This window comes from Vibrio furnissii CIP 102972 (genome assembly GCF_000176175.1).
Taxonomy (GTDB): domain Bacteria; phylum Pseudomonadota; class Gammaproteobacteria; order Enterobacterales; family Vibrionaceae; genus Vibrio; species Vibrio furnissii.
Map to the genome: position 1 here is coordinate 543,336 of NZ_ACZP01000014.1, position 26,103 is coordinate 569,438.

The following is a 26,103-nucleotide window of genomic DNA, read 5'->3' on the forward strand; positions in this document are numbered from 1 at the left end:
TGCATTATGCCGCATTGACCCCTGATGTCACGTAAAAGATCGCACGCAGCATTGAAAAATCCGCAATACGCAGACACAAAAAAAGCCAGTCCGATTCGAACTGGCTTTGCGATCAAAGGGCTGCGAATCGTCGAATTCGCAAATCGTGGATTTAGGCTTGTGCTTGCGCAGATTCCGCCTGACGCTCACGCAAAAGCTCGTTGAACTCAATCCGCGCCTGCTGCGCGCTTTCAGACGCCTGCAATTTGTATTGTTTGATGGCCATCATCTCATCCGTCAATTGCTGCAACCGATCGAGGTCGTCCTGTGAGGTCGATTCCGGCTCCAGTCCCTGCTCTTTATTGGCTAACGCTTGAGAGCGCAGCAGTTTCTGGATGGCCCAAATCTCGGTGCGTTTTTCGCGCTCCTGATCCGCAGCATTAACCGCTTCGGCTTTGAGCTTTTCAAAGCGAGCCAATGCAATCCCTTCGCGCGACCAAGGATCGATTTCCGGCAACTCTTCAATGTTGATCACCGGATCCTCATACCCTTCCTGATGCATCAAATCGAGGTTCGCCGCACGAATACCCGACATCATCAACATCACCGCAATCACCAACAGCGGCAGGCCGCCGACGATTGCCGCGGTTTGCAGCGTCGCCAGTCCGCCCATGAACATCAACACCGACGGCATCACCGACAGCGTAAAGGCCCAGAACAAACGGTTCCAACGCATCGGCTCTTCTTCAACGTTGTTTTGCACCACTGCCGCGAGAATGTAGGAGATGGAGTCAAACGTGGTCGCCGTAAAAATGATGCACAGCACCGTAAAGACCGCAATCACCACCGTGCTGAAAGGCAGTTGTTCCAAAATACTGAAAATTGCCGCCGTTGGACCGGCTTCATTGAGGATCGCCACCACATCCAACTGCCCCGACAACTGCAACGATAAGCCGTAGTTACCCAGTACAATGAAGTACATCGCGCAGCCTGCCGAGCCATAGAAAATCGACCCCGTCACCATCTGTTTGATGGTGCGACCGCGCGAAATCTTGGCCACAAACAGGCCCATGCTTGGCGCGTACACCAACCACCACGCCCAGTAGAAAATGGTCCAATGTTGCGGGAAGTGCGTGTCTTCAAACGTGCCGTAACCACCAAACGGTTCCGCCCACGTGGCCATGGAGAAGAAATTACTCAGCATGCGGCCCACAGAATCCAGGCCGGTTTCCAGCATGAAAATGGTCGGCCCGGCCACCAACACAAAGGCCAGCAACGCCATCGCGCCCCAGAAGTTGATGTTACTCAGCACCTTGATGCCGCCATCCATCCCCTTGTACGACGAGTAAGCAAAGATCACCGTACACAACATCAACACGCCAATTTGCGACATGGTGGTCGCCGGAATGCCAAACAAGTAACTGATGCCTTCGTTGATCAGCGGGGCCGCCAAACCGAGTGTGGTCGCAGCACCGCCCAACAAGCCAAAGATAAACAGAATGTCGATGACTTTACCGGTTTTCCCAAAGCTGCGCGCTTCACCGATGATCGGCATCAGCGCCGCCGAGACTTTCAGCACCGGCTGCTTTCGCACGTAGAAGAAGTACGCAATCGGCACCGCCGGAATCAGGTAAATTGCCCACGCAATCGGCCCCCAGTGGAAGATCCCATACGTGGCCGCCCAGCGAATCGCCGCTTCGCTGCCGGGTTCGAGCTGGAACGGTGGCGCCATGTAGTAATACGCCCACTCAATCATGCCCCAGTACAAAATACTGGCGCCGATCCCGCCACAAAACAGCATCGCCGCCCACGACGCCGTGCCGTATTCGGGCTTTTCATCTGCATCACCGAGCTTGATTTGCCCAATGTCACTGAAGATGATGTAAATCATGAAGAAGATGGCGCCAAGGCCTAAGGAGAGATAGAGAAAACCGAGCTTGTCGGTCATAAAGGTTTTGGCGACGGCAATCCAATCTGCGCCTTCTGCTGGCCATAACGCCAGTGGCACGACCACCAGAAACAGCAGGCCAAGCGCGCCAAAAAACGTGGGTTTGTCGATCAATTCGAAATATTTTTTCATTCCATTCACTTCGCGATGATTATCCTTTCATTGTCTTTTAACGCGTCGTGAAACAATGCACAAATGCAATCATTAATGATGAAAATCAAAAACAATTATCTTACAAAACAGATATATAAAAACAAAACCATTCAAAAATTACGTGAATAAAAACCAACGCAATCACAACAATTATCGCCCGATTTCATCCTGTCGTTGAGGCAGAAAAGATCTGACCTCGTCAGCGTGGCTCAAGCGCAGCATCAAGTGAAGCACCGCAGCAAACCCGGGAAATCCGAGACGAAAAAAAACGGCGCGAACGCCGTTTTTCTAATCATGCTGCTGCGATGTACTGCCGTTTGGCTCGCTTTTGATGTTTGAGTTCCTCAATCAGCGCATCAACATCCAACTCGATGTTGAATCGGCGTTTGAGGTTGGCCAAGAACAGCGGATCCTCACACATGGCTTTTTCAGGCTCATCGCTGATTTTAGCCACCGGACGACCATTGCATTCGGTCAGCTTAATCACGATCGACAATGGTTGGTAAGCGATGTCTTGCTCGTTGGTCCAACCGCCCAGATCGTTGGTCAGGAACGTGCCGATGCCAAACGAAATGCGCACGCGACCTGCGAAGTATTCACACAGATCCAGCGCTTCATCAAAGTTCAGGCCGTTGGAGAAGATAAACACTTTCGACGCGGGATCGATGCCCATATTTTGGTAGTGCGCCAACATGCGATCGCCCCATTTGAATGGGCAGCCCGAGTCGTGACGAATGCCGTCGTACGCCTTGGCAAGATGCATATTGAAGTCTTCTTGGAACGCGTCAATAGTCAGCGTGTCTGTGGGCGCAATTGACAATTGACCGTCGAACGCTTTCAGCCATTGCTCCAACGCCACACGCTGTGAATCACGCACATTAACCAGCGCCTGATGCCCCATAAACCATTCATGGGCAATGGTGCCAATCGGCTTCAGATCAAACTCGCGCGCAAAATGGTAGTTGCTGGTGCCCAGCAACAGCTCAGGCATTTCTTGCGCCAAATACGCCATCACATCCCGTTGCACTTGGCTGGAGAAACGGCGACGAGTACCCATTTCGGTGAGCGAGAAATTGGTGATGCCTCGCTTTGCAATGTCTGCTTTGAGCTTTTGCACTTTTTCCGCCAGCACTTGCAATGGCAGTTCCGCAGGCACCTGCGCCCAGCGGCGGCGGTTGCGCACTTCAGACACAATCGACATCACGATGGTTTCGTACAAAATGGTATCGCGCCAGCTGCCTTGAATCCCAATGCGCAGCTGATGTTTGCCATCTTGTTTGATCACGCCAAACTCGACCTGACGATCCGGCTGAAAATGGAAGTAGCGTAATGCTTGCAAAAATGAGGTTTTCAGATGCGGAGAGCTTTGTTTCAGATACACAATGTCGGCATCCGAGAAACGCAGGGATGCCAAATGACGAATCTCATCGCGCACTTCTTCCAACAGCTCGCTCACATCCTCATCACTGCGTACGATCAGTTCGTAACGCACCTGCGCGTCTGGATAGAGGGAGTGGATCGCCTGCATCATATTGATTTTATAGGCATCGAGATCCAACAAACTGCGGATGATGTGTGGAGAAAACAGGCGAGAGTTCATGATGCCTTCCTTCAATTCACGACATGGGGGTTAGTCATGTTAGTAACATTGTGTTCCTAACTATTTCCGGCACATTAAATGAGCACACGAAGTTTGTCAACTTTTGTGACAAACCTAACAATAGTTACATATCCACAAATCAATCATGGATATTGATGCAAAACAATCAGATTCCAAGCCTTTACAGCCGAGGAAGGCATCAACGCATTGAATAAAATTTAGTTTGTCACATTATGTTATTTACATTTGACCCAAACAGATCGCTTGCCTAGAATGAGCCCATTGTTCGTCACACAACGCACTTGCAACACGCTGGCGTGAATCACGCGCAAAACACACGACTGGCGATGAACACGAGCCAGAGATTCACTGCCGTTGGGAAAACACTATGATCGTCACCATTGATATGATTTGCCTTCGCTTGGCCCCTTCGGGGATCCAAACCCTGCTGGTGAAGCGAAGTAATCCGAACCGACCCGACTGCGGCAAATGGGCTGTTCCGGGTGGCTTGGTGTACGATGAAGACCTGACCGCGAGCGGCGGTGAACCTGCCGATGAAGATTTCGATTCCGCACGACGCCGAATTTGTCGCCAAAAAGTGCACACCTACCCCAACTTCATCAGCGACCCCTTGGTAGACGGGAACCCCAAACGTGACCCCGATGGCTGGAGCGTCAGCATTTCGCATTACGCGCTGCTCAACCCATCCAACGTGCAACAAATCGAAGATTTTGGCATCGACCGCAGTCGCGCTGGTTGGTTTGATCTCGAACCGCTGCTCCATGGCGACATGGCGCTGGCCTTTGACCATGTGGCGCAAATCCAACACGCGTGGAAAAAGCTGCGCGCAGCGGTGGAATATACGTCTGTGGTTCTGTTTTCGTTGGAAAAAGAGTTTCTGGTGGCCGACATCATCGAGGCTTACGCCAAGTTTGGCGTTGAAGTGAATCGCATGACGGTCAAACGTCGCCTGATTGATACGGGCGTGATAGTCAGCGCCAACAAGATTGCGGCCTCCAGCAAGGGCAAAGGCGGCAAACCGGCGACTGTTTATCGCCTGCCCAGCAATGAAGTGACCTACTTCCAAACCTGTCTGCGCGGCTAAGCGCTCCGCACGCAATCGCTTGCCGTGAGTGGCTGGCTCTGATTATGATGTCAGCAAGACGACTCGCGCTTCATCACGCCCATTCCGGACGTTGCCACGTCGGCACTCAACGTCGTCCAACTTCACGAGCGTACACACAAGTTATGAATCCAACGATTGCTGCCACCGGTGGCTGGCTGCTGATGGCGAGCCTTTTCCTTTCGCTGAGCGCCCAACTGACTGATCACATCGCCGGCTTTTGGGCTGGCATTCCGATTTGGATCGCCGCAGGCTTATTCCTACCCGCCGTCAAACCGGCGCAGAAAAAACAGATTCTGCTGCTATTTGGCGTGGGCACCGCGGGGCTGATTTATGGCCTACTGAATGGCAGCGACAGTCACTACCTACTCAAAGCCATCGAAGCCAACCAAAACGTGGTCACCATGCTGATTGGGGTCGGTTTTCTGCGCATTTTCGCCATGGAGAGTGTGCGTACCGGAGAGCAACTGCCGCAAGGTCAATCCGCGTTGGTGCGCACGCTGTTTGGCGCGCATTTGTTTGGCGCGGTACTGAATATGTCGTCGGTGATCATCGTTGGCGACAAATTGTCCTCGAAAGACAAACTCACCACCACGCAAGGCTTGGTGTTACTGCGCGCGTTTGCCACGTGCGCGTTTTGGTCACCATTTTTCGCTTCGATGGGGTTAACCCTCATCAGTGCGCCGGGCACGCAACTGGGCACATTGGTGTTATACGGCTTGCCGGTGAGCTTGGTGGCGCTGTCACTCAGCGCATGGCAGATCACCCGCCGCTCGGATGCCGAGCAGATGAACGGCTACCCGATTTCGTTTTCGTCGCTGTGGATGCCGGGGCTGCTGGCGCTGGTGGTGATGTCCGGTCACACGCTGTATCCACACATCAGCGTGTTGTCCTTGGTGACGCTCACCGCGATTGTGTTTACAGGCAGTTGGTTGCTGCTAAAAAAAGGCAAATTAGGGCTCTACAGCGCGCGCAATCACATTACCTCCGGCGTGGCGGGTTCGGCCGGAGAAGTTGTGCTGTTTGCTGCCGCAGCCATGCTGGCAGCAGGCGTAGCGTCGGCACTGGCAGCAACGCAGATTCAGCTTGCGCCCACTCAGTTCGGCGCGCTGGAAGCCAGCCTCACTTTGGTGGTATTGGCACTGCTCGCCCTCAGCGGCATGCATCCGGTCACCAGCGTGGTGCTGGCAGGGAGTGTACTCTCGCCGACCGTCAGCGATCCGGATTTACTCGGCATGACCCTGCTGATGGGCTGGTCGCTGGGCATTACGCTGTCGCCATTTTCTGGCGTTCAACTCAGTATTCAATCGCGCTACGACATCAGCGCGAAAGCGTTGCTGCATGCCAACTGGCGCTACATTGGGGTGATGTATCTGGTGTGTAGCGGCGTGTTGTGGTTCTACACGCACGGTTGATGCCCCACTATCGATGGTGAGGGTTGAATCAAAAAATCCCCGCCAAATGGCGGGGATTGTTCATTCCGAATCGACTGAGTTCAGTTCTCAGTTAATTCAGTTCCAGTTGCAGCCCTTTGACCAACCAGTTGTCGGCCCAAATTTTAACCGCCGTGATGGACTGGCCTGCCGGCACATCAAAACGATCCTCATGCAGATGGGTGCCGTACTGTTTTGACCCAAGCGTCTGCACGCTGCCGTCAAGATACGTCAACGTCAGCGCCAGCAGTTGCTGTCCGCCGTAGTTAAAATCGCCTGAAGTCGCGACCACCGATTGCACTTGGCGCAAATCCACTTGGCTCAGCGAGCCGCCGCTGCCACCGACCATCAACCCTTCTGCGGTACCGAGCGCATCGATCGCCGCTCCCGAGCGCACAAACAGGGTGCCTTCCGCACTCAACGGTTGTGCGTTAAGCTGCCCCACCGCCAGCCCCAATACCGGCGAGGTTTGCTGCTGGTTAAATACATCAGTGTAGGCGGTGATGGTGCGCAGGCTGACGCTGTCACTGGCGGAAGCATACAAGCCCAGTGCACCCGTTGCCGTATCGTGCCCCAGCGTTTCGCCACTGTAGACGTTGGTCAGCGCGTCACTGCCCTCTTGCCACTCCCAGCGTTGGCTGAGACTCTGATTACATGCTTGCAGCGCATCCAACGCATTGCCGTCCAGACAACGTTTGGTGTCGAGCGCACTCACATAACGGCCCAGTTGATCGTAGATGAACGATTGACTTGCGATTTGGTTGTCACACGTGCTGGCCGTCAGCGTGCCGTCAGCTTGCACCGTGACGCAACGATCATTAAAGCTGGCCAATTGCAGATTCACCGGGCGACCCCCGGTAAATACCGGATGATCCCAGTCGACGGTAAAACTGGCGGATTTGGTCACGCGGCGACGCGGTGTGTCTTCAAAACCGTGATACGACTGATGCGCGCCGACGACATAGTAGTGTTTGTACGCGCCATTGTAGATCGGGCGAATATTGACTGAAGAATCAATCACAAACTCGGTCGAACCACTCTCGCTTGGTGACGCTTTGTAAATCACGTCCATTTTTGGCACGAAGCTGGCGTAGCCGATCGGATTGATGCGGTTCACATCCAGCGGATAGGTATTGACCCACAACGCATCGGTGGAGCGGTTCAGCAGCGATTCCGCAGTAGCATACTGCTGGCGCGCCCAACTAAAGCTAATGTTCTGCGCATTTTTAGTGGCGCGTTCAATACGGTAATCCTGCGTATTGAACGTTAGCCAGCGGCTCTGCGAGTAACTCGCGCGCGCTTCGAGCTTGCCTTTCGGCCCTTTGCTGTCGGCTTCCACGCCGCCCGACACGCCCAGCTCAAACCCAGACACTTCTTTGCGCTCAAAATTGGCGTTGACGTTGCTGGCCGGAAACGTTTTGAGAACTTGCGCTTTGTTGTTGGAGGCATTGAAGGCGAAGCGATAATCCTGCGCAATCGCATCGGTCGACCATTCGCGGAAATAGGCATCCAACGTCACGTAATCGGCGCCGAACTGGCGGTAACTCAGTTGATCGTTGAGATGAATGCCCGCGCCCGTGCTGTCATCATCCAAACTGATGCGAACAATTTTCGCATCCGGTGTCGCCGAGCCGACAATGCCATATTGCAGTGAACGTTCCAGATTAACGCGATAAATCAGGGAGATGTTGGCATCGTGACAGAATGAGCGGCGCCCTTTGTCACTCTTCCATAACCAAGAATTATCAAAGGTACACTCTTCGTCGCTGATCGCGCGGTTGACGTTAATATAGAACGCCACATGCGGCAGTGTATTGGTTTCACCACCACTGACGCGCTGGCTATCCGACAGTGAGCGGCGTACTCGCTTGGCGGCCGGCGCTTCCAGCAAAGCAGGGTTGACGTCATCCGCCGCATCAAACGGCGTAAACAGCAGTTCCCCTTTATGTTCGGTCACCAAGACGAACCGGCTCGCAAAGCTCATGCCATATTGCTGACGAAACAGCGCCTGCATCACTGCGCGCTCTTCGTTATTTTCGATCTGGCTGAAATCCATCAAAATACGTTGTTTCTCTTGCACAACGAATTGACGCAATTGTGCCAGAGTTGGCATATCGGAATCGTTTTCCTGCCAATATTGCGCGTTGAAATAATTAATCTGACTCGAATCAGAAACCTGACTCAAAATAGAAACGGCTTCGCCAACCGGATCATGGATATCGGCCAACGCATCGCCACTTGTTGAAAGTGAACATAATACCAACGTAGTTGCTGCATAAGAATTTAGTTTTCGCATAGGTGCCCTTTATTATTTTCATTCTACTTCACGTAATCACGTCAAATAGAATGGTTTATTATTAATAGGCTTTCCCCTTGTCGACAGACAATAGGAAACCGCTCCAAGCCGCTCAGAATAGAGGGCTAGATTTTATTATTCAATTGGTTAGTAAACTGACTCGTTCAGTGAGTCAACGTGAGCGCCACAACCGCAGGAAGGCTGTTCAGGTCTACAAAGATGGGGTAAATCTGCTGACGCTCAAGTGATCAATATAAGGAAGTGCATTACAAATAAAGCTGATTCACAAAAAGCATCGCACAAGATCACGTTTTAAATTTGTTTTAAACAGATTTCTTTAACATGGCGAATAAAAACACAAATAATTCATCAATATTTAATTTAGCGATCATTGTTTTATTATTTACTTATTTTACACACACTAATTTAGATAAGGCGAAATAACTCGCACTCATTTTATTATTGTTCATATTTTCTCATTGCATCCTTCAAATAAAAATAAACGTTGTTTTTTTGTCCGAATTTATTCATGCCGATGAACAAATGCACATTCAAGCATGATCTTCCTCCCAAGCACCACGCCTTATGCTTTCAATTGCATTAGTGGTGTGAATAGATATCACATTGAACACCTCCGACCAGAAGGTCAGTGGCTAACCATGGCTGATTCGGTCATCGGGTACACAGACCCGACGCTGAATCAGCCATACAACCAACACAATAAGAAGAGACACGATGACATTACAACACACTCTGCTGATTGCGAGCCTCAGCGCCATTGCGCCAGCGGTATTGGCAAACGACATCACCCCAGCACCGCTCATGGCGCCATCTGAAGCGGATTCGGCCCAGACGCTGGGCAGCCCAACGTACACCTATGTTCGCTGCTGGTATCGTCCGGCGGCGACGCACAACGATCCGTACACCACCTGGGAGTGGGCAAAGAACGCGGACGGCAGTGATTTCACCATTGATGGCTACTGGTGGTCCTCCGTGAGTTACAAAAATATGTTCTACACCGAGACTCAGCCCGACACCATCCTGCAGCGCTGTGAAGAGACGCTGGGCCTCACCCACGATACTGCCGACATCACCTATGCCGCAGCCGACACCCGTTTTTCTTATAACCACACCATCTGGAGCAACGATGTCGCCAACGCGCCAAGCAAAATCAATAAGGTGATCGCCTTTGGTGACAGCCTGTCGGACACCGGCAATATTTTTAACGCCTCACAATGGCGCTTCCCGAATCCGAACTCTTGGTTTGTCGGCCACTTCTCAAACGGGTTTGTCTGGACCGAATATCTGGCGCAAGGTTTGGGGCTGCCCCTTTACAACTGGGCCGTGGGCGGCGCGGCGGGACGCAATCAATACTGGGCGCTGACTGGCGTGAATGAGCAGGTCAGCTCGTACCTGACCTACATGGAAATGGCGCCGAATTACCGTGCGGAGAACACGCTATTTACGCTCGAATTCGGCCTGAATGATTTTATGAACTACGACCGTTCACTGGCCGACGTCAAAGCAGATTACAGCTCGGCGCTGATTCGTTTAGTGGAAGCGGGGGCGAAAAATCTGGTGCTGTTGACCCTGCCAGATGCCACGCGCGCGCCGCAGTTCCAATATTCAACGCAGGAACACATCGACGAGGTGCGCGCCAAAGTGATTGGCATGAACGCGTTCATTCGTGAGCAGGCACGCTACTTCCAGATGCAGGGCATCAACATTTCGCTGTTTGACGCCTACACGCTGTTTGATCAGATGATCGCCGACCCAGCCGCGCATGGCTTTGATAATGCCAGCGCGCCGTGTCTTGATATTCAGCGCAGCTCTGCGGCGGATTATCTCTACACCCATGCGTTGGCTGCCGAGTGTGCCTCATCCGGTTCAGATCGCTTTGTGTTCTGGGATGTGACTCACCCCACCACGGCAACGCATCGCTACATCGCCGACCACATTTTGGCGACTGGTGTTGCGCAGTTCCCGCGTTAAGCGCGAGGGCATCAAACACGGAGCCATTCAACGCCAACGCGTTATCGCAGGGCTGAATGGCCCTTTTCTTGATGTGCCGGGAAACAGTGAAACATCCCAACGGAGCGCATAAAAAAAGGTCGCCTCAGCGACCTTTTCAATAACCTACGGAATTAACGAGTTGCGGCCGTCAATGCCACTTCAGGATCCGGTTCACGCGTAATGCGGTTGCGTAGATCTCTACGAATGATTTCAATCGACCAGAACCAAACCAGGTGGCCAACGATTTCAGACACGTGTTCGTACCATGGCCATTCCATCACAGGCGGAGTCAAACCCAGCAGTGGGAAGGTGATCATGTGAACGCCAATTTGTGCCAATGCACCAGCAAACAGACCTTGCCACAATTTGATTTTCGGGAATTGTTCTGCAACCACGCAGTAACCCACCGCAAAAACGATTGAGAAGATAATGTGTGTGACACCAACCCAGTTAAAAATGTGGCCTGCAAAGGTATAAACGGCTTCGTTTGGATCAACAACACCAATCCAGTCGCGCAAGAAAACGTAAGGTGGATTGAGGAAATTACGTGAGCAGTCGATGTTTTCAGCCGCACGAATCAGTGATTCTGGCGAACAGGCCGCTTGGAAAATATCCACTGGACTGCGCGGTGGAAGCGGAACTTCAGCACCCCATTTCACGAAAGCGGACACAACACCCGCGATTAAGCCAATAAAGGCAGCCAAGCCATAACGTCGACGTGACGGATCGGTTTGTTCAAATAAATTCATATTTTTATTCCCATTAACAAACTGTTACATATAAAACAATGTGAACCATATCACCTAAATCAATAAAAGAACACACATCTAAGTCAAAAAGTTGTGACAAAGTCGACTATTGTTGGTTATGTAAATAAATGGAATATTTCAAGAGATGAATAGATTCTTATGCGAGATTGACCCGTTCACGAGCATCGCAAAGGGCGTATGTCATCGATGAACCCCGCCCAAAGCATCGAAAACGCCGCACCAAAGACACCGAATGCGGCTGCAAGAAATGTGATTTGAAAGGCATACAGGCTGATTAAAACGCCCACATGAAATCAGGTAAGCCAACGGTGCGTTACAACGCCGAAGGATTCGCCACCGACTTGCCTACCGATCCCACCGGTTTGCGCTGCGGATACAGCACCAGACCAATCCCCAATAAGAACGTGCTGCACGATACCCATTGCGCCATGGACAACTGTTCATCATACAGCGCGTACCCGCTCAGCAGCGCAAACACCGACACCAACAACGTCATGGGTGCCAATTGGCTCATCGGGTATTTCAACACCATCTTGTTCCACACCCAGTAACCAAACACTGTCGTTGGGTAAGCCTGAAACAGCACCGACAGCCACGCATTGCTGTTCCATTGCTGATACGTGGTGCTCAACACCTCCCATCCGTTAATTCCCACGCTGAGCGCCACCAGCGGGAGCGGCGCAAATAGCATGCCCCAAATGTTGAACGCAAACGCAGAACGCGTGCCCGATGCGCGCACAATCACGCCAGCCAGCGGCCAACAGATCGCAGCGATCAGAATCAACACCACGCCAGCAAACGTGACATTGCCATTGGTGTACATGATCGACACCACCAATCCAGCCACCGACACCACAATGCCTGCAGCCATGCGCGGAGAAATCACCTCTTTGTAAAGCAACACCCCCACTAGCACCGTAGTCAGTACATCCGTTTGCAGCAGCACCGACGCCATGCCAGAGGACAAACCCCACGTGATGGCACACGACGCCATGCCCCAGATTCCGGTACCAAACACCACGCCATACGCCATCAAATAGCGCCACGGCACCGTGGGTCTGCGCACAAAAAAGATGATGGGAAAAGTGGCGCAGAAAAAGCGCGCGGCAGCAATCAACAGCGGATCCATCTCGCTGACGCCCAGTTTGATCATCGAAAAATTAAAGCCCCAGATGGCCATCACACTGATGATGAGCAGTAAATCTCGTCCCTGCATGGGTGTTCTCCTTCCTGTTTTATAGAACACTCAGTCTCCCTTGCCGAACAAAAACAGTACAGATACAATTTATTAAAATTTAACCAGTACAATTTGGTGACCGCATGGCGCGATATAAACAACTGGCAGAGAAATTCATTCACGATATTGAGGCGGGAAAGCTCAGCCCGGGCGATCGCATGTTGTCATTGCGCCAGTTTGCCAACCAGCAAGGGGTGAGCGTCTCAACGGCGGTGAGCTGTTATGCCGAACTCGAAGCGCAAGGCTGGTTGATTGCGCGCCCGCAAGCGGGGTTCTTTATTGCCGAGCAACACACCATCGCCCCCACGCCCAGTTGGCCCCCTTTTCGCAGCCAAGTGACCACGCCAACCACGATTCGTCACCGCACGCTCGCGCCTTGCGGCCCGCTGGGCACCTCACGTCTGCAATTGGATAAAACAGCCCAACAAGCGCTGGATCGCAGCCTGCGCCGGGCGATGAAACGGGCCAGCCCTCAGCTCACCTACTACCCCGCACCACAAGGTGAACCCGCGCTACTCAATGCGCTGGCCCAGCATTTCACCCACAGCGGCTTTGCCCTCAACGGCGAAGAATTGGTGATCACGCACGGCTGTATGGATGGCGTCAAAACGGCGCTGATGGTGTGTACCCAACCCGGCGATACGGTCGCCATCAGCTCCCCCTGCTACAACGGTTTGCTCGATCTGCTGTCGCAGTTGTCGCTGCGCATCCTCGAAATTCCTTCGTTGGCAGAGGGCATTGACCTCGACCAATTTGAACAGCACCTGCAACGCGGGACGGTGCAAGCCGGGTTGTTCTGTACCACCCACATGAATCCGCAAGGCATCACACTCTCCAGCCAACAAAAGCAACGCTTGGCACAACTCGCCAACCGCTATCGCATTCCGGTCATCGAAGATGATGTGTATTTGGAGCTGCCCCATCGTCATCAACCGCCATTGCCCGCGGCCTACTACGATGAAGGGGGGTACATGCTGTGGTGTGGCTCGGTATCGAAAACCTTGTCTCCCAGCTACCGGTTGGGTTGGTGTCGTCCGGGGCGTTACTTTCAGCCCTATCTCAAACGGGCACTGGGGGTGCCCACACTGGTTCAGTATGCGTTGGCCGATTTTATTGAGTCAGGCGCTTACGCGAGCCATCTCAAACGAGTGCGCTATCAACTCAATCAACACAAAGCCTACTATCTCCAGTACTTGAGTGAGCATTTGCCGCCCGGCAGCACCATCACCCAACCGGATGGCGGCTTGGTGTTATGGATGCAAATCCCCGGCCTCGATGCCCAAGCGGTCGGCGATGCCGCTGAACAAATGCAGCTCGATATTCGCATTGGCCCTTGGTTTACTGAATCGGAGCGTTATCAGAATTGCTTGCGCATCAACATTGGTTTTGCGCCCACAACGGCGATTGAAGACCAACTGGCGCAGCTGATGCGCTTGATTGCTCAACACCAGACTGTTTAAAGGCAATGCCTGTCTTGCGATTAAGAATCTCGGTGCTCGGTTGGACAAAATATAGACAGCGCAAAAAACAGCTTCTACACTTCTGGTGCCGTGAATAACGTGCTGAAAAACATAATAATAGCCCTGATGCCAGTTGGCTTAAATACCAAAGGAACTGCTGTATGAAACGCTTCCCCTTGTGGGCGGGTTCACTGCTGATGCTCTGCTCAACCCCGACGTTGGCTAAAACCGTCTTAACCGAGAAAAACCTCAATACCTATCTGCAAATCATGCAAGAACGCGATGCGTTGGATGACAGTTCGTACGAACCGGATGAACCGGCAACCGAGCTCACCTTCGCCACGCATTGCGACTGGCAACGCCATTACCAAGATGCGGTCGCCACCGCGCCTGCCAACGACGTGGCCGAGGTAGAAGCGATCGCCAAACGTCACGGCTTTGCGCCCGTCGACTATTATGAGTTCACCCACAAGCTGCAATGGATGAGCTTAGAAGAGATGCAGATGGTGCTCAAATCCAGCGAAGCGATGTTGAATACCTTACCCGCCGACAGCCGCGCCGAGCTGGAAATCGAAATCATCAATCAAAACAAGATCATTGCACTGTTACAGCGCTGCATGACGCAAGAAGACAAGCAAGCCGCCCAACGTCTCAAGCCCGTGATGATGAAAAAAATCATGCAGATGATTGACAATAGCTGACCCGCTGCGCGAGGCGGCGACGGTGCCGCTTCGCGTTTTCTTCCTGAGATACCGTTGCTATCTTGCTGATTTTCTGTATGTTAAAAATCACACCAAGGAATCGGAAGCGCAACATGGAATTGGAACTGTTTGTTGTCGACGCGTTTACCACTGAACGCTTTAAAGGCAATTCAGCGGCGGTCGTGCCAGTCACCCACTGGTTGAGTGATGCACAGATGCTCGCCATCGCTCAGGAAAATAACCTGTCGGAAACGGCATTTATCAAACGCTTGGCTGCAAATCACTACGCGATTCGTTGGTTTTCGCCGCTGACCGAAATTGATTTCTGTGGCCACGCGACGCTGGCATCAGCGTACGTGCTATTCAACCACTTCGCGTGTGACGCCCCTTTAAATTTTGAGACCGCGGCGGTCGGCACACTCAGCGTCACTCAAACTGCAGACAAACGCATTACGATGCGCTTTCCCAACCGTGCGCCGCAGCCCGTTGACGACATACCAGCGCCCCTTCTCGCCGGGTTGTCCATCACGCCGGATGAAGTTTGGCTCAGCCCACAAGCGTATTTTGCGGTGTATCACGATGAACAGGCCGTGCTTGAGGTGCTGCGCGATAATGAGCAACTCAAACAATTGGCTCCGTATGATGTCGTGGCAACAGCCCAATCGAACGATTATGATTTTATCTCGCGCTATTTCTGGCCCGCGAACGGCGGCGATGAAGATCCCGTGACTGGCTCCATTCATGCCGGTTTGGCGCCATTTTGGGGTGAACGTCTGGGAAAAACCGAATTGATTGCGTATCAAGCCTCACACCGTGGCGGCGTGTTGCAATGCGACTGGCAAGGCGAGCACGTGATGGTTTCCGGCCACGGCGTCCTCTATTTACATGGCACAATACAGGTTGATTAACGCCTTCACTCTTGGTGAGACTTTCATTCAATGCAGGACGACTTTATGCTTTGCGACCACAGCAGGCACATCGCGCTGAACAGGCCACGCGCCATCCCCACGACCAGCAAATGCACCAGCAGCATTGGGATTGATCATGCGTGACCGGCTTTCCATTCGCTCCTATTCAGCGCACGCGACGAGCCACGTCCACCACTATCATCAGTTGGTCTTACCGCTGTCGGGCTACATCGACATCGCCGTCGATGACGTAGTGCTCAAATGCGGTTTCGGCGATTGCGTGGTGGTGCGCGCCGGGGCGCGTCATGATTTCAGTGCGCCAGAAACGTTTCGCTTTTTGGTGGCCGATCTCCATGAACTGCCCCCCAACCTCAGCGCGTCCAGCGTGGTCAGTTTTCAATTGGATCCTGCGGCCTTAGCATACATTCAATTTGTCGATAAACAGCTCCGCACGCAGGTAGATCCCACCGTTGAAGCGATGACGTTGGCGCTGTTTTTGGCTCTGTTAGCCAAGCAAGGCTTTGCGCGCGCCATTGATCCACGCATTCAAAAAGCGGTGCAAGCGATGCGCGATCATCTGGCGCAACCGCTCACCATCAATGAACTGGCCAGCATCGCGTGCTTAAGCACCACGCAATACAAAAACCTATTCAAAACCAATCTGGGGATGACGACGTTTCAATATCTGACTCAATTGAGGATGGAACGGGCTCGCGCGCTACTGACACACTCTGATTATCCCATCGGCCTGATCGCCGAGCAGGTAGGGTTTCAAGATCCGTCAGCGTTCAGTCGCAGTTTCAGCCGCTACTTTGGCCAGCCCCCCAAGTTCTACACTCGGCTTTACAGCAAATAACGACGCATCTCGACATGCCTCACTACAAGCATCACGACGCGCATCGTCCCCCACTCAGAGTTGAACATCAAAATGAGCGTTGCGGCGTATCAAAGTGTCTTTTCTGCACAAACAGGATAAAAATTCTCTTTATCATCGAGAGAACTCATAGATCAAACCGAGATTAATCCATGTTGCGAACGATGCGTTTCACCCCTTCGATATCCCTATTGACGCTGGCTCCCATTCTGTTTTTGTTGATGTGGAGCAGTGGGGCGGTCATGGTCAAATTGGGGGTCGCACAGGCGTCCGTGTGGAGCTTTTTGATCGCCCGTTCAGCCATCTCGCTGGCCTTAACACTGCTGCTGCTGCGCGTCATGCGTGGTCGTTGGCTTCCGCGTTTGGCGCACAGCTCTCGCGCCACGCGCTGGAACCTGCTGGGCTCGGGTTTGCTGCTGCAGGCTGGTTACCTCAGTACTTATTTCTTAGCCATTTCCAGCGGGCTCTCTCCGGGCCTCGTCACCGTGATCCTCGGTTTGCAACCCTTGATCACGCCGTTGCTGGCTCGCCAGCGTCAAAGCCGCCGCGCCGCTCTGTTTCTGCTGTTTGGCTTTGCTGGCTTGTGCTTGGCAGTCGCAGGTTCGGCACAATTGGGCGCGCTCAATTGGCATGGGATCGGTTGGGCATTGCTGGCGCTGGCGGCCATTACGGTCGGCACCATCTGTCAGGGGCGAATTCAGTTGGATAACTTAGATTCCGTGGTCAGCCAAAACAGCATCGCGCTGTTGATCTTTGGTGCCATTCAACTGACTCAGCCGTGGTACATGCTTTGGAATCCGCAGTTGGTCGTCGCGCTGCTGTGGATGAGTGTGGTGGTCTCCACAGGCGCATTGCTGCTGTTGATGTTGATGCTCAAACATCAGTCGGCCAGTCAGGTCAGCGTGCTGTTTTATTGCATTCCAGTGCTCACCATTCTGTTTGATTACGCCCTATTTGGCACCACGCTCAGCGTGATGTCATGGGTGGGCGTCATCACCGTTGCCGCCAGTGTGTGGGGGTATCAACACGACAAAGCCAGACGTGCGCAGCAAGTAATCGCAGCGTCTGGCTCAGCGTGACAAGCCGCATGAGCGCCTTTACGGTTGGTGAATATCCAGCCGGTTGAGCAGCGATGGAAAACCCCAGCCATCTTGGCCCGGCACCACCGGTTCACCGGTTAAATACTCAAACAACGTCGGCGCCAACGAGCCGTTCGCTTCACTCAGCAGCGGCTCATGATTGGCGCCCACTGGCGCGCCCCAAAAGCCCAGAAACGCATCTTTTTCTAAATAGCTTTCCCCAGCATGACGCCCCGGCACTTTGGTGTTGTAGCCAATGCCATCACGAGGAAACAGGTTAACGGTGCCTGCGCGATCCTCTTCGTAGAGGGCCGCGAGCTGATTCACCGAATCGGGCCGCGCGCTAAAGCGGGTTAAGTCGCGCCACTGAGCGGCATCACACCAACTCGCCACATCTTCCGCTTTGGCGGCATAAAGGCATTGATCCACCAACTTGGCGTACTGGTTGAGCGCCTGTTCGCTTGGTGACGACAGATAAGGATTGAGTACTTGCACATCCAGCAGGCGCGCCTTGCCATTGACACCTGCGTAATAGAGTTTGTCGCCTTGTTTACGAATGATCTCATCCACCCGCTGGCCGTCGCGTTCGCCAACCAAGCGCACCGCACATTGGTTCACAGTGCAGGCACTTTCGCGTACCACCAAGTAATCCAGCGTGTCCCCTAGGCGCTGCACACTTTCGGCGATCACATCGACTGGCATATCGCTTTCCGCCGGTTGCCATTGGGTCAATTCCTGATACACCGGCTGCACCTGCCAACCCGCTTTGGCATTAAAGAAATCGAGCATGAAGTTGCCGCCCGCCGTCGAGGCAACCACCACATCAACCTGATGATAACCCGGCGGATTGAGTGCATTGGTCAACTTTGGCCCTTCCCCTTCATCCGAAGAGATTTTTTCCAGATGAATCGTGATTCCGAGTGCTTTCGCCAGCGGGGTAAAAATCTGCTTTTCCGGATTGAGCGCAAAATAGACCGGCGCCAAGCCGTGATCCCCCGCCATTCCCCACAAGGTGCGCTCATACACACCGGCATCCCGATAAGCCTTTTCCATCCGCCCTAACCAGTAATCGAGGCGGTTGAGCTCGCCCGTGGGCATGATGACTTCATCGCTGAACGGGCCGGTAAAATGGGCGAAATGATCCGGCCACGGGTTGTACACCAAGGTGTAATCCGGCAAGCCGTGCATGTCTTGCTCGGCATAATCAGCCAGTGCCTGTTGCAACGCCCATTTACGGCTCAGACGCGTGTAAACTGCCCATTGGGAAATGTCCTGATAGGCGCTCACCTGCTCAATCAGTGTTGCGCGCACGCCATGCAGCGATTGCTCCACTTTTGCTCGTGCTTCGAGGTCGCGCAAGCAGCGTTTTTCACAAAAGTCACGCTGCGCCTCGCCAACACCGAGGTTGATTAAACCATCGTAGGTCACGTGCGCATTCCAGTCGTATTGCGCGTTGCAGTTAAGCGTTTTGAGATAATCCAAACGATCAAACATGGTTTGAACGTGACGTTCGCCAACCAGCTTATCGAGCTGCAGTGCATCATTGCCGTAGAAGTAATACGCTCGGTCTGCCTGACGGTCAACAAAGTGGAAATTGGGAATGCCGGTGCCGCCATCGCCAGAGACCTTCGCCCCGGTTTTGATCAGCGGCAGGTTGCGCACGCTGATGGTGGGCGTCGAGGAAATTCCTACCTGCACGATATTACTGTGATCACTGCTGTAGAGACGTTTAAAGAACGGTAGGTAATAGGGATCGTGATACGGCTGCTCAGCGAGAATTTGCATAAAGCGCACCTGTTGCTGATGGGCGGGCTGCTCATCCGTCAGCGGTGAACGCATCGATGCCGCATTGACCTGACGGCGGTACACTTCACCGATAAATGGCTGGCTCGGATCAACCAGCCCCTGCATCAACCCTTGTTGCAAACCATCAACGGTCACCTGCACCGCAAGACGGCGCTGCTGCTGAGAACGCAGAAAATCCACCACCTGTGCCGGGTTACTGTCGAGCGTATCCACCAGCCAATCCGTCAAACGTTCCGTGCGTTCTTGCTGATACAAAAACTGGCGATACCCTTTGAGCACATTGAGACGCACAAAATCAATCAAGCTGACGGTCACAGCTTCCGCTTTGTTGTTGATTTTGCTGGCGTTGGCAGGTTTGGCATCATCCATCACCGCCAGTAGCGCATGTTTCATGTCGCCATCCTGCATACCCGATGCCGCTTTCTCCAGCAGCCCAACCACGATGGGTTGAATCTTCGCGACCAAGGCTTTGTCTTGCGCGCTACCGCTCAGGTATTGGTACTGCGGCGGCAGTTGATCCACATGTTGCCACTCGCCCACCTGAACCAACGCATCATAGAGCGTCACCAGAGTAGCGATGAAATCACGATCAATTTTAATCCCTTCCTGATGTGCCTGATCTTTACTGCGCATCTCAGGTTCATCCGTGGGTTTATTCCCCACGTGATATAAGCTGTGTTCAAAGCCTTTGAGCGCCTGATCGTCGTACACCGTGCTGAGATACGCTTTGAACTGGTCGCCCGGTTCAATTCCCGCGTAACGGTCGTAATATTGATAAAGGAAATAGCCGAGCGGAATGGCGTAACGCGGATCGGTGATCTGTTTCATCACGCGAGCTTTGACTTTCGCATCCAGTGGCAAGGTCAGAATGTAGGTATCCAGCGATACGCCGGCAATGGTAAACAGCGTGGCATCTCGCGCCACGGTGGTCGAATAGCTGAGCGATGAAACAATCTGATTTTTAAGGATGGCTGCGGAGTTAAACACTCCGCCAATGAGCGGTGTATCGCCCAGCCCCGCTTGGGCAGGCGATGCGAGTAAACAGGCCGACACCGCAGCGATAAGCGGTGCCTGACGCATCAATTTAACAGAGGACATAGAGAAAGATTCCGTCACGCATTAGGCGTTGAGTTGATCGCGTATCCAATCGAGTACTTCGATCAGCTGATGATCGGGCATGTTGAGCAGTCGATCGCCCACATACCACTCGATGAAGCTTTGATTGGGTTGCGGCGCACTTTGTGGATGACCGAGCCAGATTTTCTTGTCTGATGCGAGGCGGTTACGCAGCACAATGGCATTGTCGACGCTCAGCGGCAGATAGAGATGCAGCATGTTGGCTTGCGGCTCAATCGGATTAAGGGTGAATTCAGGGTAATCGAGCAGAATCTGATAAATCTGTTGTGTGCGTTCAAACAGCACGGGCATGACAGCCAAACGCGGCTCAAACTGCATCGCGGCGGATACCACATAAGGCGTGCGATGATAGACATTACCTCCCTGACGGCGCATCCACACCGCCGCTTTATTGATAAACGCTTGGCTGCCGAGCAACATCGAACCGCCCAATCCATTGATGCCTTTATACAACGAGACATACGCGGTGTGAAAACCGGCAGCGATGTCGCGATAACTCTTTTGATAAAACGCTGCCGATTCCCACAACCGCGCGCCATCCATGTGTAGGTGAATACCCTGTTCAGCGCAGTAGGTTTTGACCGCTTCCAGCTGTTGCCAACTCGGCAACTGGCCCCCAAGCTCACGCATCGGTAGTTCGTACACCGCCGCCGCAATTTCATCTGGCCACGCTTTGAGATCCTGCACCAGCCACGGGCGATGACGGTCACCAATGGGCAGCACCTGAAAACGTTGCTGCATCTGATACCCCTGCGCTTCATGGGTGAAGATATGACACGTTTCATGCATTGCGACCACCGAGCAACGCTTTTCCTGACACACCAGTTGCAGCGCGGTGGGTTGGGTCATGGTACCGGTGATGACAAACAGCGCCGCCTCAAAGCCCAATCGCTCGGCGACTTGCTGTTCAAAATTCTGAATGGTGTTTCCGCTGCCGTAAGCATCATGGTCCACCGCATGGGTTTCGCACCACTCAGCCATCTGGCGAAACAGCGTGGCCGGGTCTGGTTCATGGTTGCCCGCGATAAAGGTGTGGCAGTGTTGGCGAAGATCAGCATCCATACGTTCTCATCCTATTGCATATCATCTCAGCGAAACGATATCACTCTCGAATGAATTTTCGATACTGATGCATGAAAACTGTGAAACGCAGTGAGGAACGCGGTTCTGCGTCTGAGATTTAACGTGTTTTGGCCGCGCGAATCTGCGATTTCTGGCGATACATGACCTGATCCGCTTGTTCAAGCAAGGTATCAATATGCACTTCAGACAAGCCATCCCCCGCCACGGTGCCACTGCAAAACGCCAGTTGATACGGTCGATTCGCGGTGTCGTTAAATTCCGTCACCGCATGACGAAAGCGCTCGATGGCTCGCTGCGCTTCCTCGTCGAGCGTGGATGACATGAACACCACAAATTCGTCTCCACCAAGGCGGGCAATCAAATCCGATTCGCGAAAACTGCTCAACATGAGCTGGGCAAAATCCTGTAATGCATCATCCCCAACCGAGTGCCCGAGCTGATCGTTGATCGCTTTGAAACCATTCAGGTCAAAAAACGCCAAGCAATAGGGAATGCGATTAAAGCGGCAGTGCATCAAGCTTTTGCTCACCAACGACAAAAAGCCACGGCGATTCGAGATGTTGGTCAGCTCATCGACCGAGGCATTATGCGTGGCCGCCAGCTCTCGTTCAGCCATTTTGGCCAAATCCAGCAAATCAATGATCTCGTCGTGATTGAGATTGCGTGGTTCAGTATCAATGATGCATAGCGTGCCCAGTTTCGAACCGTCTTGAAACACCAAAGGCACGCCCGCGTAAAAGCGAATGTGCGGATTGTCGGTGACCAGCGGATTATCGGCAAAACGTTCATCGGCAACGGCATTGTTGATGATAAACGGCTCGTCACCCAAAATGGCATGACCACAAAACGAGATATCCCGCGGCGTTTCACTCACGTTGAGCCCAAAGCTGGACTTAAACCACTGGCGCTTTTCATCCACCAAGGTGACCAGTGCAATCGGGACATCAAAGAGACGCCGAGCCAAACGAGTCACGCGATCAAAACGTTCCTCCGGCGCGGAGTCTAAAATACCGAGCTTATGTAAGCTGGCAATGCGTTGTTGTTCATCGATAGGTTTGGCTGGTTTTTGCATAGCGACTAGCTGGTTACACTGTTAACATGCTTCTACAATAGTTGAGTTGCGGAGTCAGGTAAATGTTTGTCATGCAGACATGCCGGTTGATTTCCGAACTTTCGCCCGCATATTAGCTGACAAACCACTCGTTGATATTCAACAAACCGATAGGTTCCCATGCAAAACCGTCAAACCATCACTCCCCCTTCGTTGTCGCGCCAGTTGTTCCAAATGACCTGGCCGATGCTCTTCGGCGTCCTGTCGCTGATGAGTTTTCAACTCGTCGACAGTGCCTTTATCGGCCAACTTGGCGTGCTACCACTCGCCGCGCAAGGCTTTACCATGCCCATTCAGATGATCATCATCGGGATTCAGGTCGGCTTGGGCATTGCCACCACCGCGGTAATTTCGCGCGCGCTGGGCGCCGGTCAAGAAAAGTACGCCAAACAGCTGGGCGGCTTAGTCGTTGCCATGGGGAGCATCGGGGTCGCGGTCTTCGGCGTGGTGCTGTACCTTTTACGCCATCCCATTCTGGGGCTACTTGGCGCACCAGACAGCGTGTTTCCCATCATCGACAGTTACTGGATTTGGTGGGTGGTGAGTGCATGGACAGGCGCTGTCTTATACTTTTTGTACAGCATTTGTCGCGCCAATGGCAACACCATGCTGCCGGGCACCATGATGATGATCACCAGCGTCTTGAACTTGTTGCTGGATCCGCTGTTTATTTTCACCTTTGATCTGGGCATTAACGGTGCTGCCATCGCGACCATTTTGGCCTTTGGCATCGGGATTGTCATCGTCGCGCCGCGCGTCTCCGCCAAACACTGGATGCTGTTTGATTGGCGCGATCTCAACATCGCCCACAGTGTGCGTTCTATCGGCCATATCATGGGTCCCGCGATGCTGAGCCAATTGCTGCCCCCTCTCTCTTCCATGCTGGCGACCAAATTACTGGCCGGCTTTGGCACCGCAGCCGTGGCCGCATGGGCACTGGGTTCGCGCTTTGAATTTTTTGCGATTGTGTCTGTGCTAGCGCTGACCATGTCCATTCCTCCGATGGTGGGTCGCTTGCTCGGTTCCGACAACATTGCAGATATTCGTAAATTGGTCACGATCGCGATTCGTTTCGTGCTGGTGTCTCAAGTGCTGATCGCACTCATCACGTTGTCGCTCGCCACGCCATTGGCAGGGCTGATGACCAGTGAAGAGAGTGTGGAGTCAATTCTGAACTGGCACCTGACCGTGGTGCCGCTCAGCTTGGGGCCATTGGGCATCTGTATGTTGATGGTGTCCGTCTCCAATGCGCTAGGGAAATCCTATGTCGCGTTGACGATTTCGGCACTGCGTCTGTTTGCGTTCTTCTTGCCATGTCTGTGGCTCGGCGCGCAAATCGGCGACCTGAAAGGGCTGTTTGTTGGCGCCTTTATCGGCAATATTTTAGCGGGTGCGACCGCGTGGAGCATTTACCAGCGCGCGCTGCATCGCATTGAAATGAGCATCAACCAAGTTGACCGAACGTGTTGAGATCACAACGAAAAAGGCGCTCTGATGAGCGCCTTTTTTATATGGAAATATCTATCTTGGTATGGTATCGATGGCCATCCACACTTAGCGATTGCGACGAGCTTCCACCGCAGCTGCCAACTGGCGCAGAACCGTTTCAGTGTCATCCCAACCGATACAAGCATCGGTAATCGACTGACCGTAAACCGGCGCTTGACCTTCCACCAAGTCCTGACGACCTTCCACCAGATGCGATTCAATCATCACGCCGAAAATGGCATGTTCACCACTCGAGATTTGCGTGGCGATGTCGTCTGCAACCACCATTTGACGCTGGTACTGTTTCGAGCTGTTCGCATGGCTGAAATCAATCATCACTTTCTGCGACAAACCTGACGCTTCCAGTTTCTGCTTCACGTCACCCACATGGGCCGCACTGTAGTTTGGCTCTTTGCCGCCGCGCAAAATGATGTGGCAATCCGGGTTACCCGCCGTTTCAACAATCGCTGAATGGCCGTATTTGGTCACGGAGAGAAAATTGTGAGACGCGCTTGCTGAGCGAATGGCATCGGCTGCAATCTTGATGTTGCCATCGGTACCATTTTTGAAACCCACAGGGCATGACAAACCCGATGATAGCTCACGGTGTACCTGAGATTCCGTAGTACGTGCGCCGATGGCACCCCAGCTGATCAGATCAGCAATGTACTGCGGCGTGATCATATCGAGGAATTCACTGGCAGTTGGCATGCCCATGTCGGTCAAATCCAGCAGCAGTTTGCGGCCAATGCGCACACCGTCGTTGATTTCGTAAGTATCGTTGAGGTACGGGTCGTTAATCAGCCCTTTCCAACCCACCGTGGTACGCGGTTTTTCGAAGTAAACACGCATCACCACTTCAAGCTGGCCACTCAGTTCATCGCGCAGCACTTTCAGGCGTTTGCCGTACTCGATAGCCGCTTGCGTATCATGAATCGAACACGGACCAACCACCACCAATAGGCGATCGTCTTTGTCTTGCAAAATGTTGTGGATCGCTTCGCGGGCTTGAAATGTCGTCGAAGAAGCAACTTCAGTCGCTGGGTATTTTTCCAGCACAGCAACAGGGGGTAACAACTCTTTAATTTGTTTAATATTTACATCATCAGTTTGGTGCATCGCTTACTTCTTCCTATATCTTGCCGCTGCTGGCTGTTCGAACGGAAACAGCCTCTCCCAAGAGCAGCGTCATTTGCTCTTCCCGTAACTTATCCACTTCACGAAGTAAGCGCAACCATTATTTTTTGTCAAAAGCAATATGTGTAAATTATTTACACCAAAACTGCAGTGTAATTATTTTTTTACACCGTAATGACTGAGGAAGAACTGGGCGCTTTGTTGGGCCAGTTTACGGCGCTGCGCTTCGGTTAAAGAAGGCTTTAACCCTAAGATTTGCGGCCAGAAGCAACTGCCTTTGATCAAACTGTGTAACTGGATGTTAGCCAACTCAATGTCTTCAATCGTCAGGCGCTTCGCGTCACCCTGATGTGTCAGCCAACGCGCGAGCTGAGTCTCTTTCATCGCCATCTGTTCAGAATGCTGTGTCAATTCTTCTGGACGATACAAATAGTGCCCTAACACCACTCTCGCCAAGTCGAGGTACTCACTGGAAGCGAGGATTTCGATTTCGCTCAACAGCAGCTGTTCCAACTGCTCATTCAAGGGCAGCGAGGCCAGTTGATCCGGATCCATCAAATTGGCTGTGGCTTTCCACAAATCTGCCAGCAACGTCATCACCAGCATCTCTTTCGACGCAAAATGGTTATAGACCGTGCGCTTTGACACCTGTGCCATGGCGGCAATTTTATCCATGCTGGTATTTTGCGCGCCAAACTCTCGAAAAGCCGCCATCGCCGCCGACAATATGGCTTCGCGCTTCAATTCACTGCGAGTCTTTTTCATCT

The 26,103-nt window shown here is 52.8% G+C and carries 19 protein-coding genes; 9 read left to right on the plus strand and 10 right to left on the minus strand.

Annotated features, from left to right (window positions below):
* Positions 1-151: 151 nt before the first annotated feature.
* Both VFA_RS12705 and pncB read right to left on the minus strand, forming a co-directional pair.
* On the minus strand, positions 152-2,059 hold the full coding sequence (locus VFA_RS12705) for a BCCT family transporter (protein ID WP_004727237.1): 1,908 nt from the start codon (positions 2,057-2,059) through the stop codon (positions 152-154).
* A 313-nt stretch (positions 2,060-2,372) separates the two neighbouring features.
* Entirely contained in the window at positions 2,373-3,680 is a 1,308-nt protein-coding gene (pncB, locus tag VFA_RS12710) for a nicotinate phosphoribosyltransferase (protein ID WP_004727238.1), read from the minus strand.
* Between the two features lie 388 nt (positions 3,681-4,068).
* On the opposite strand from pncB, the gene VFA_RS12715 reads away from it, so the two are divergent.
* Together VFA_RS12715 and VFA_RS12720 are read left to right on the plus strand one after the other, a co-directional pair.
* Positions 4,069-4,785: an NUDIX hydrolase gene (locus VFA_RS12715; protein WP_004727239.1), complete on the plus strand. Its 717-nt coding sequence runs from the start codon at positions 4,069-4,071 to the stop codon at positions 4,783-4,785.
* Positions 4,786-4,928: 143 nt separating this feature from the next.
* On the plus strand, positions 4,929-6,218 hold the full coding sequence (locus tag VFA_RS12720) for a hypothetical protein (RefSeq protein ID WP_004727240.1): 1,290 nt from the start codon (positions 4,929-4,931) through the stop codon (positions 6,216-6,218).
* Between the two features lie 91 nt (positions 6,219-6,309).
* On the opposite strand, the gene VFA_RS12725 is transcribed toward VFA_RS12720, so the two are convergent.
* Entirely contained in the window at positions 6,310-8,532 is a 2,223-nt protein-coding gene (locus VFA_RS12725; RefSeq protein ID WP_153811103.1) for a leukocidin family pore-forming toxin, read from the minus strand.
* Between the two features lie 735 nt (positions 8,533-9,267).
* Here VFA_RS12725 and VFA_RS12730 point away from each other — a divergent pair.
* Positions 9,268-10,524, plus strand: a complete 1,257-nt coding sequence (locus VFA_RS12730; protein ID WP_004727243.1) for an SGNH/GDSL hydrolase family protein — start codon at positions 9,268-9,270, stop codon at positions 10,522-10,524.
* A 152-nt stretch (positions 10,525-10,676) separates the two neighbouring features.
* On the opposite strand, the gene VFA_RS12735 is transcribed toward VFA_RS12730, so the two are convergent.
* Positions 10,677-11,294: a YagU family protein gene (locus VFA_RS12735; RefSeq protein ID WP_004727245.1), complete on the minus strand. Its 618-nt coding sequence runs from the start codon at positions 11,292-11,294 to the stop codon at positions 10,677-10,679.
* A 334-nt stretch (positions 11,295-11,628) separates the two neighbouring features.
* Positions 11,629-12,531, minus strand: coding sequence for an EamA family transporter (locus VFA_RS12740; RefSeq protein ID WP_004727247.1), 903 nt, complete (start codon positions 12,529-12,531; stop codon positions 11,629-11,631).
* A gap of 104 nt (positions 12,532-12,635) precedes the next feature.
* Here VFA_RS12740 and VFA_RS12745 point away from each other — a divergent pair, with 104 nt between their 5' ends.
* The 5 genes from VFA_RS12745 to VFA_RS12765 all read left to right on the plus strand — a co-directional run bounded on the left by VFA_RS12745 (position 12,636) and on the right by VFA_RS12765 (position 17,574).
* A complete protein-coding gene (locus VFA_RS12745) occupies positions 12,636-14,012 on the plus strand; it encodes an aminotransferase-like domain-containing protein (RefSeq protein ID WP_004727248.1) in 1,377 nt (458 codons plus the stop codon).
* A gap of 161 nt (positions 14,013-14,173) precedes the next feature.
* The gene (locus tag VFA_RS12750; RefSeq protein ID WP_004727249.1) at positions 14,174-14,713 is read left to right on the plus strand and encodes a hypothetical protein; all 540 of its coding nucleotides are present in this window, start codon (positions 14,174-14,176) and stop codon (positions 14,711-14,713) included.
* A 113-nt stretch (positions 14,714-14,826) separates the two neighbouring features.
* Complete coding sequence (locus VFA_RS12755) at positions 14,827-15,621, plus strand: PhzF family phenazine biosynthesis protein (RefSeq protein ID WP_004727250.1); 795 nt, start codon at positions 14,827-14,829, stop codon at positions 15,619-15,621.
* Positions 15,622-15,757: 136 nt separating this feature from the next.
* Positions 15,758-16,477: an AraC family transcriptional regulator gene (locus VFA_RS12760; RefSeq protein ID WP_004727252.1), complete on the plus strand. Its 720-nt coding sequence runs from the start codon at positions 15,758-15,760 to the stop codon at positions 16,475-16,477.
* A 170-nt stretch (positions 16,478-16,647) separates the two neighbouring features.
* Entirely contained in the window at positions 16,648-17,574 is a 927-nt protein-coding gene (locus VFA_RS12765) for a DMT family transporter (RefSeq protein WP_050780265.1), read from the plus strand.
* 18 nt (positions 17,575-17,592) lie between these two features.
* Here the strand turns inward: VFA_RS12765 and VFA_RS12770 are convergent, their stop codons facing one another.
* From VFA_RS12770 to VFA_RS12780, 3 genes are all read right to left on the minus strand, one after another.
* On the minus strand, positions 17,593-20,478 hold the full coding sequence (locus VFA_RS12770) for an alkaline phosphatase family protein (RefSeq protein WP_004727254.1): 2,886 nt from the start codon (positions 20,476-20,478) through the stop codon (positions 17,593-17,595).
* Between the two features lie 21 nt (positions 20,479-20,499).
* Positions 20,500-21,579 (minus strand): threonine aldolase family protein, encoded by a 1,080-nt coding sequence (locus VFA_RS12775; protein WP_004727255.1) that lies wholly within the window; start codon positions 21,577-21,579, stop codon positions 20,500-20,502.
* 118 nt (positions 21,580-21,697) lie between these two features.
* Positions 21,698-22,672: a GGDEF domain-containing protein gene (locus VFA_RS12780; protein ID WP_004727256.1), complete on the minus strand. Its 975-nt coding sequence runs from the start codon at positions 22,670-22,672 to the stop codon at positions 21,698-21,700.
* Positions 22,673-22,831: 159 nt separating this feature from the next.
* Between VFA_RS12780 and VFA_RS12785 the strand changes: the two genes are divergently transcribed.
* Positions 22,832-24,181 (plus strand): MATE family efflux transporter, encoded by a 1,350-nt coding sequence (locus tag VFA_RS12785; RefSeq protein WP_004727257.1) that lies wholly within the window; start codon positions 22,832-22,834, stop codon positions 24,179-24,181.
* Between the two features lie 84 nt (positions 24,182-24,265).
* On the opposite strand, the gene aroG is transcribed toward VFA_RS12785, so the two are convergent.
* Both aroG and VFA_RS12795 read right to left on the minus strand, forming a co-directional pair.
* Positions 24,266-25,318, minus strand: coding sequence for a 3-deoxy-7-phosphoheptulonate synthase AroG (aroG, locus tag VFA_RS12790; RefSeq protein ID WP_004727258.1), 1,053 nt, complete (start codon positions 25,316-25,318; stop codon positions 24,266-24,268).
* 174 nt (positions 25,319-25,492) lie between these two features.
* A complete protein-coding gene (locus VFA_RS12795; protein WP_004727259.1) occupies positions 25,493-26,101 on the minus strand; it encodes a TetR/AcrR family transcriptional regulator in 609 nt (202 codons plus the stop codon).
* Positions 26,102-26,103: the final 2 nt, after the last annotated feature.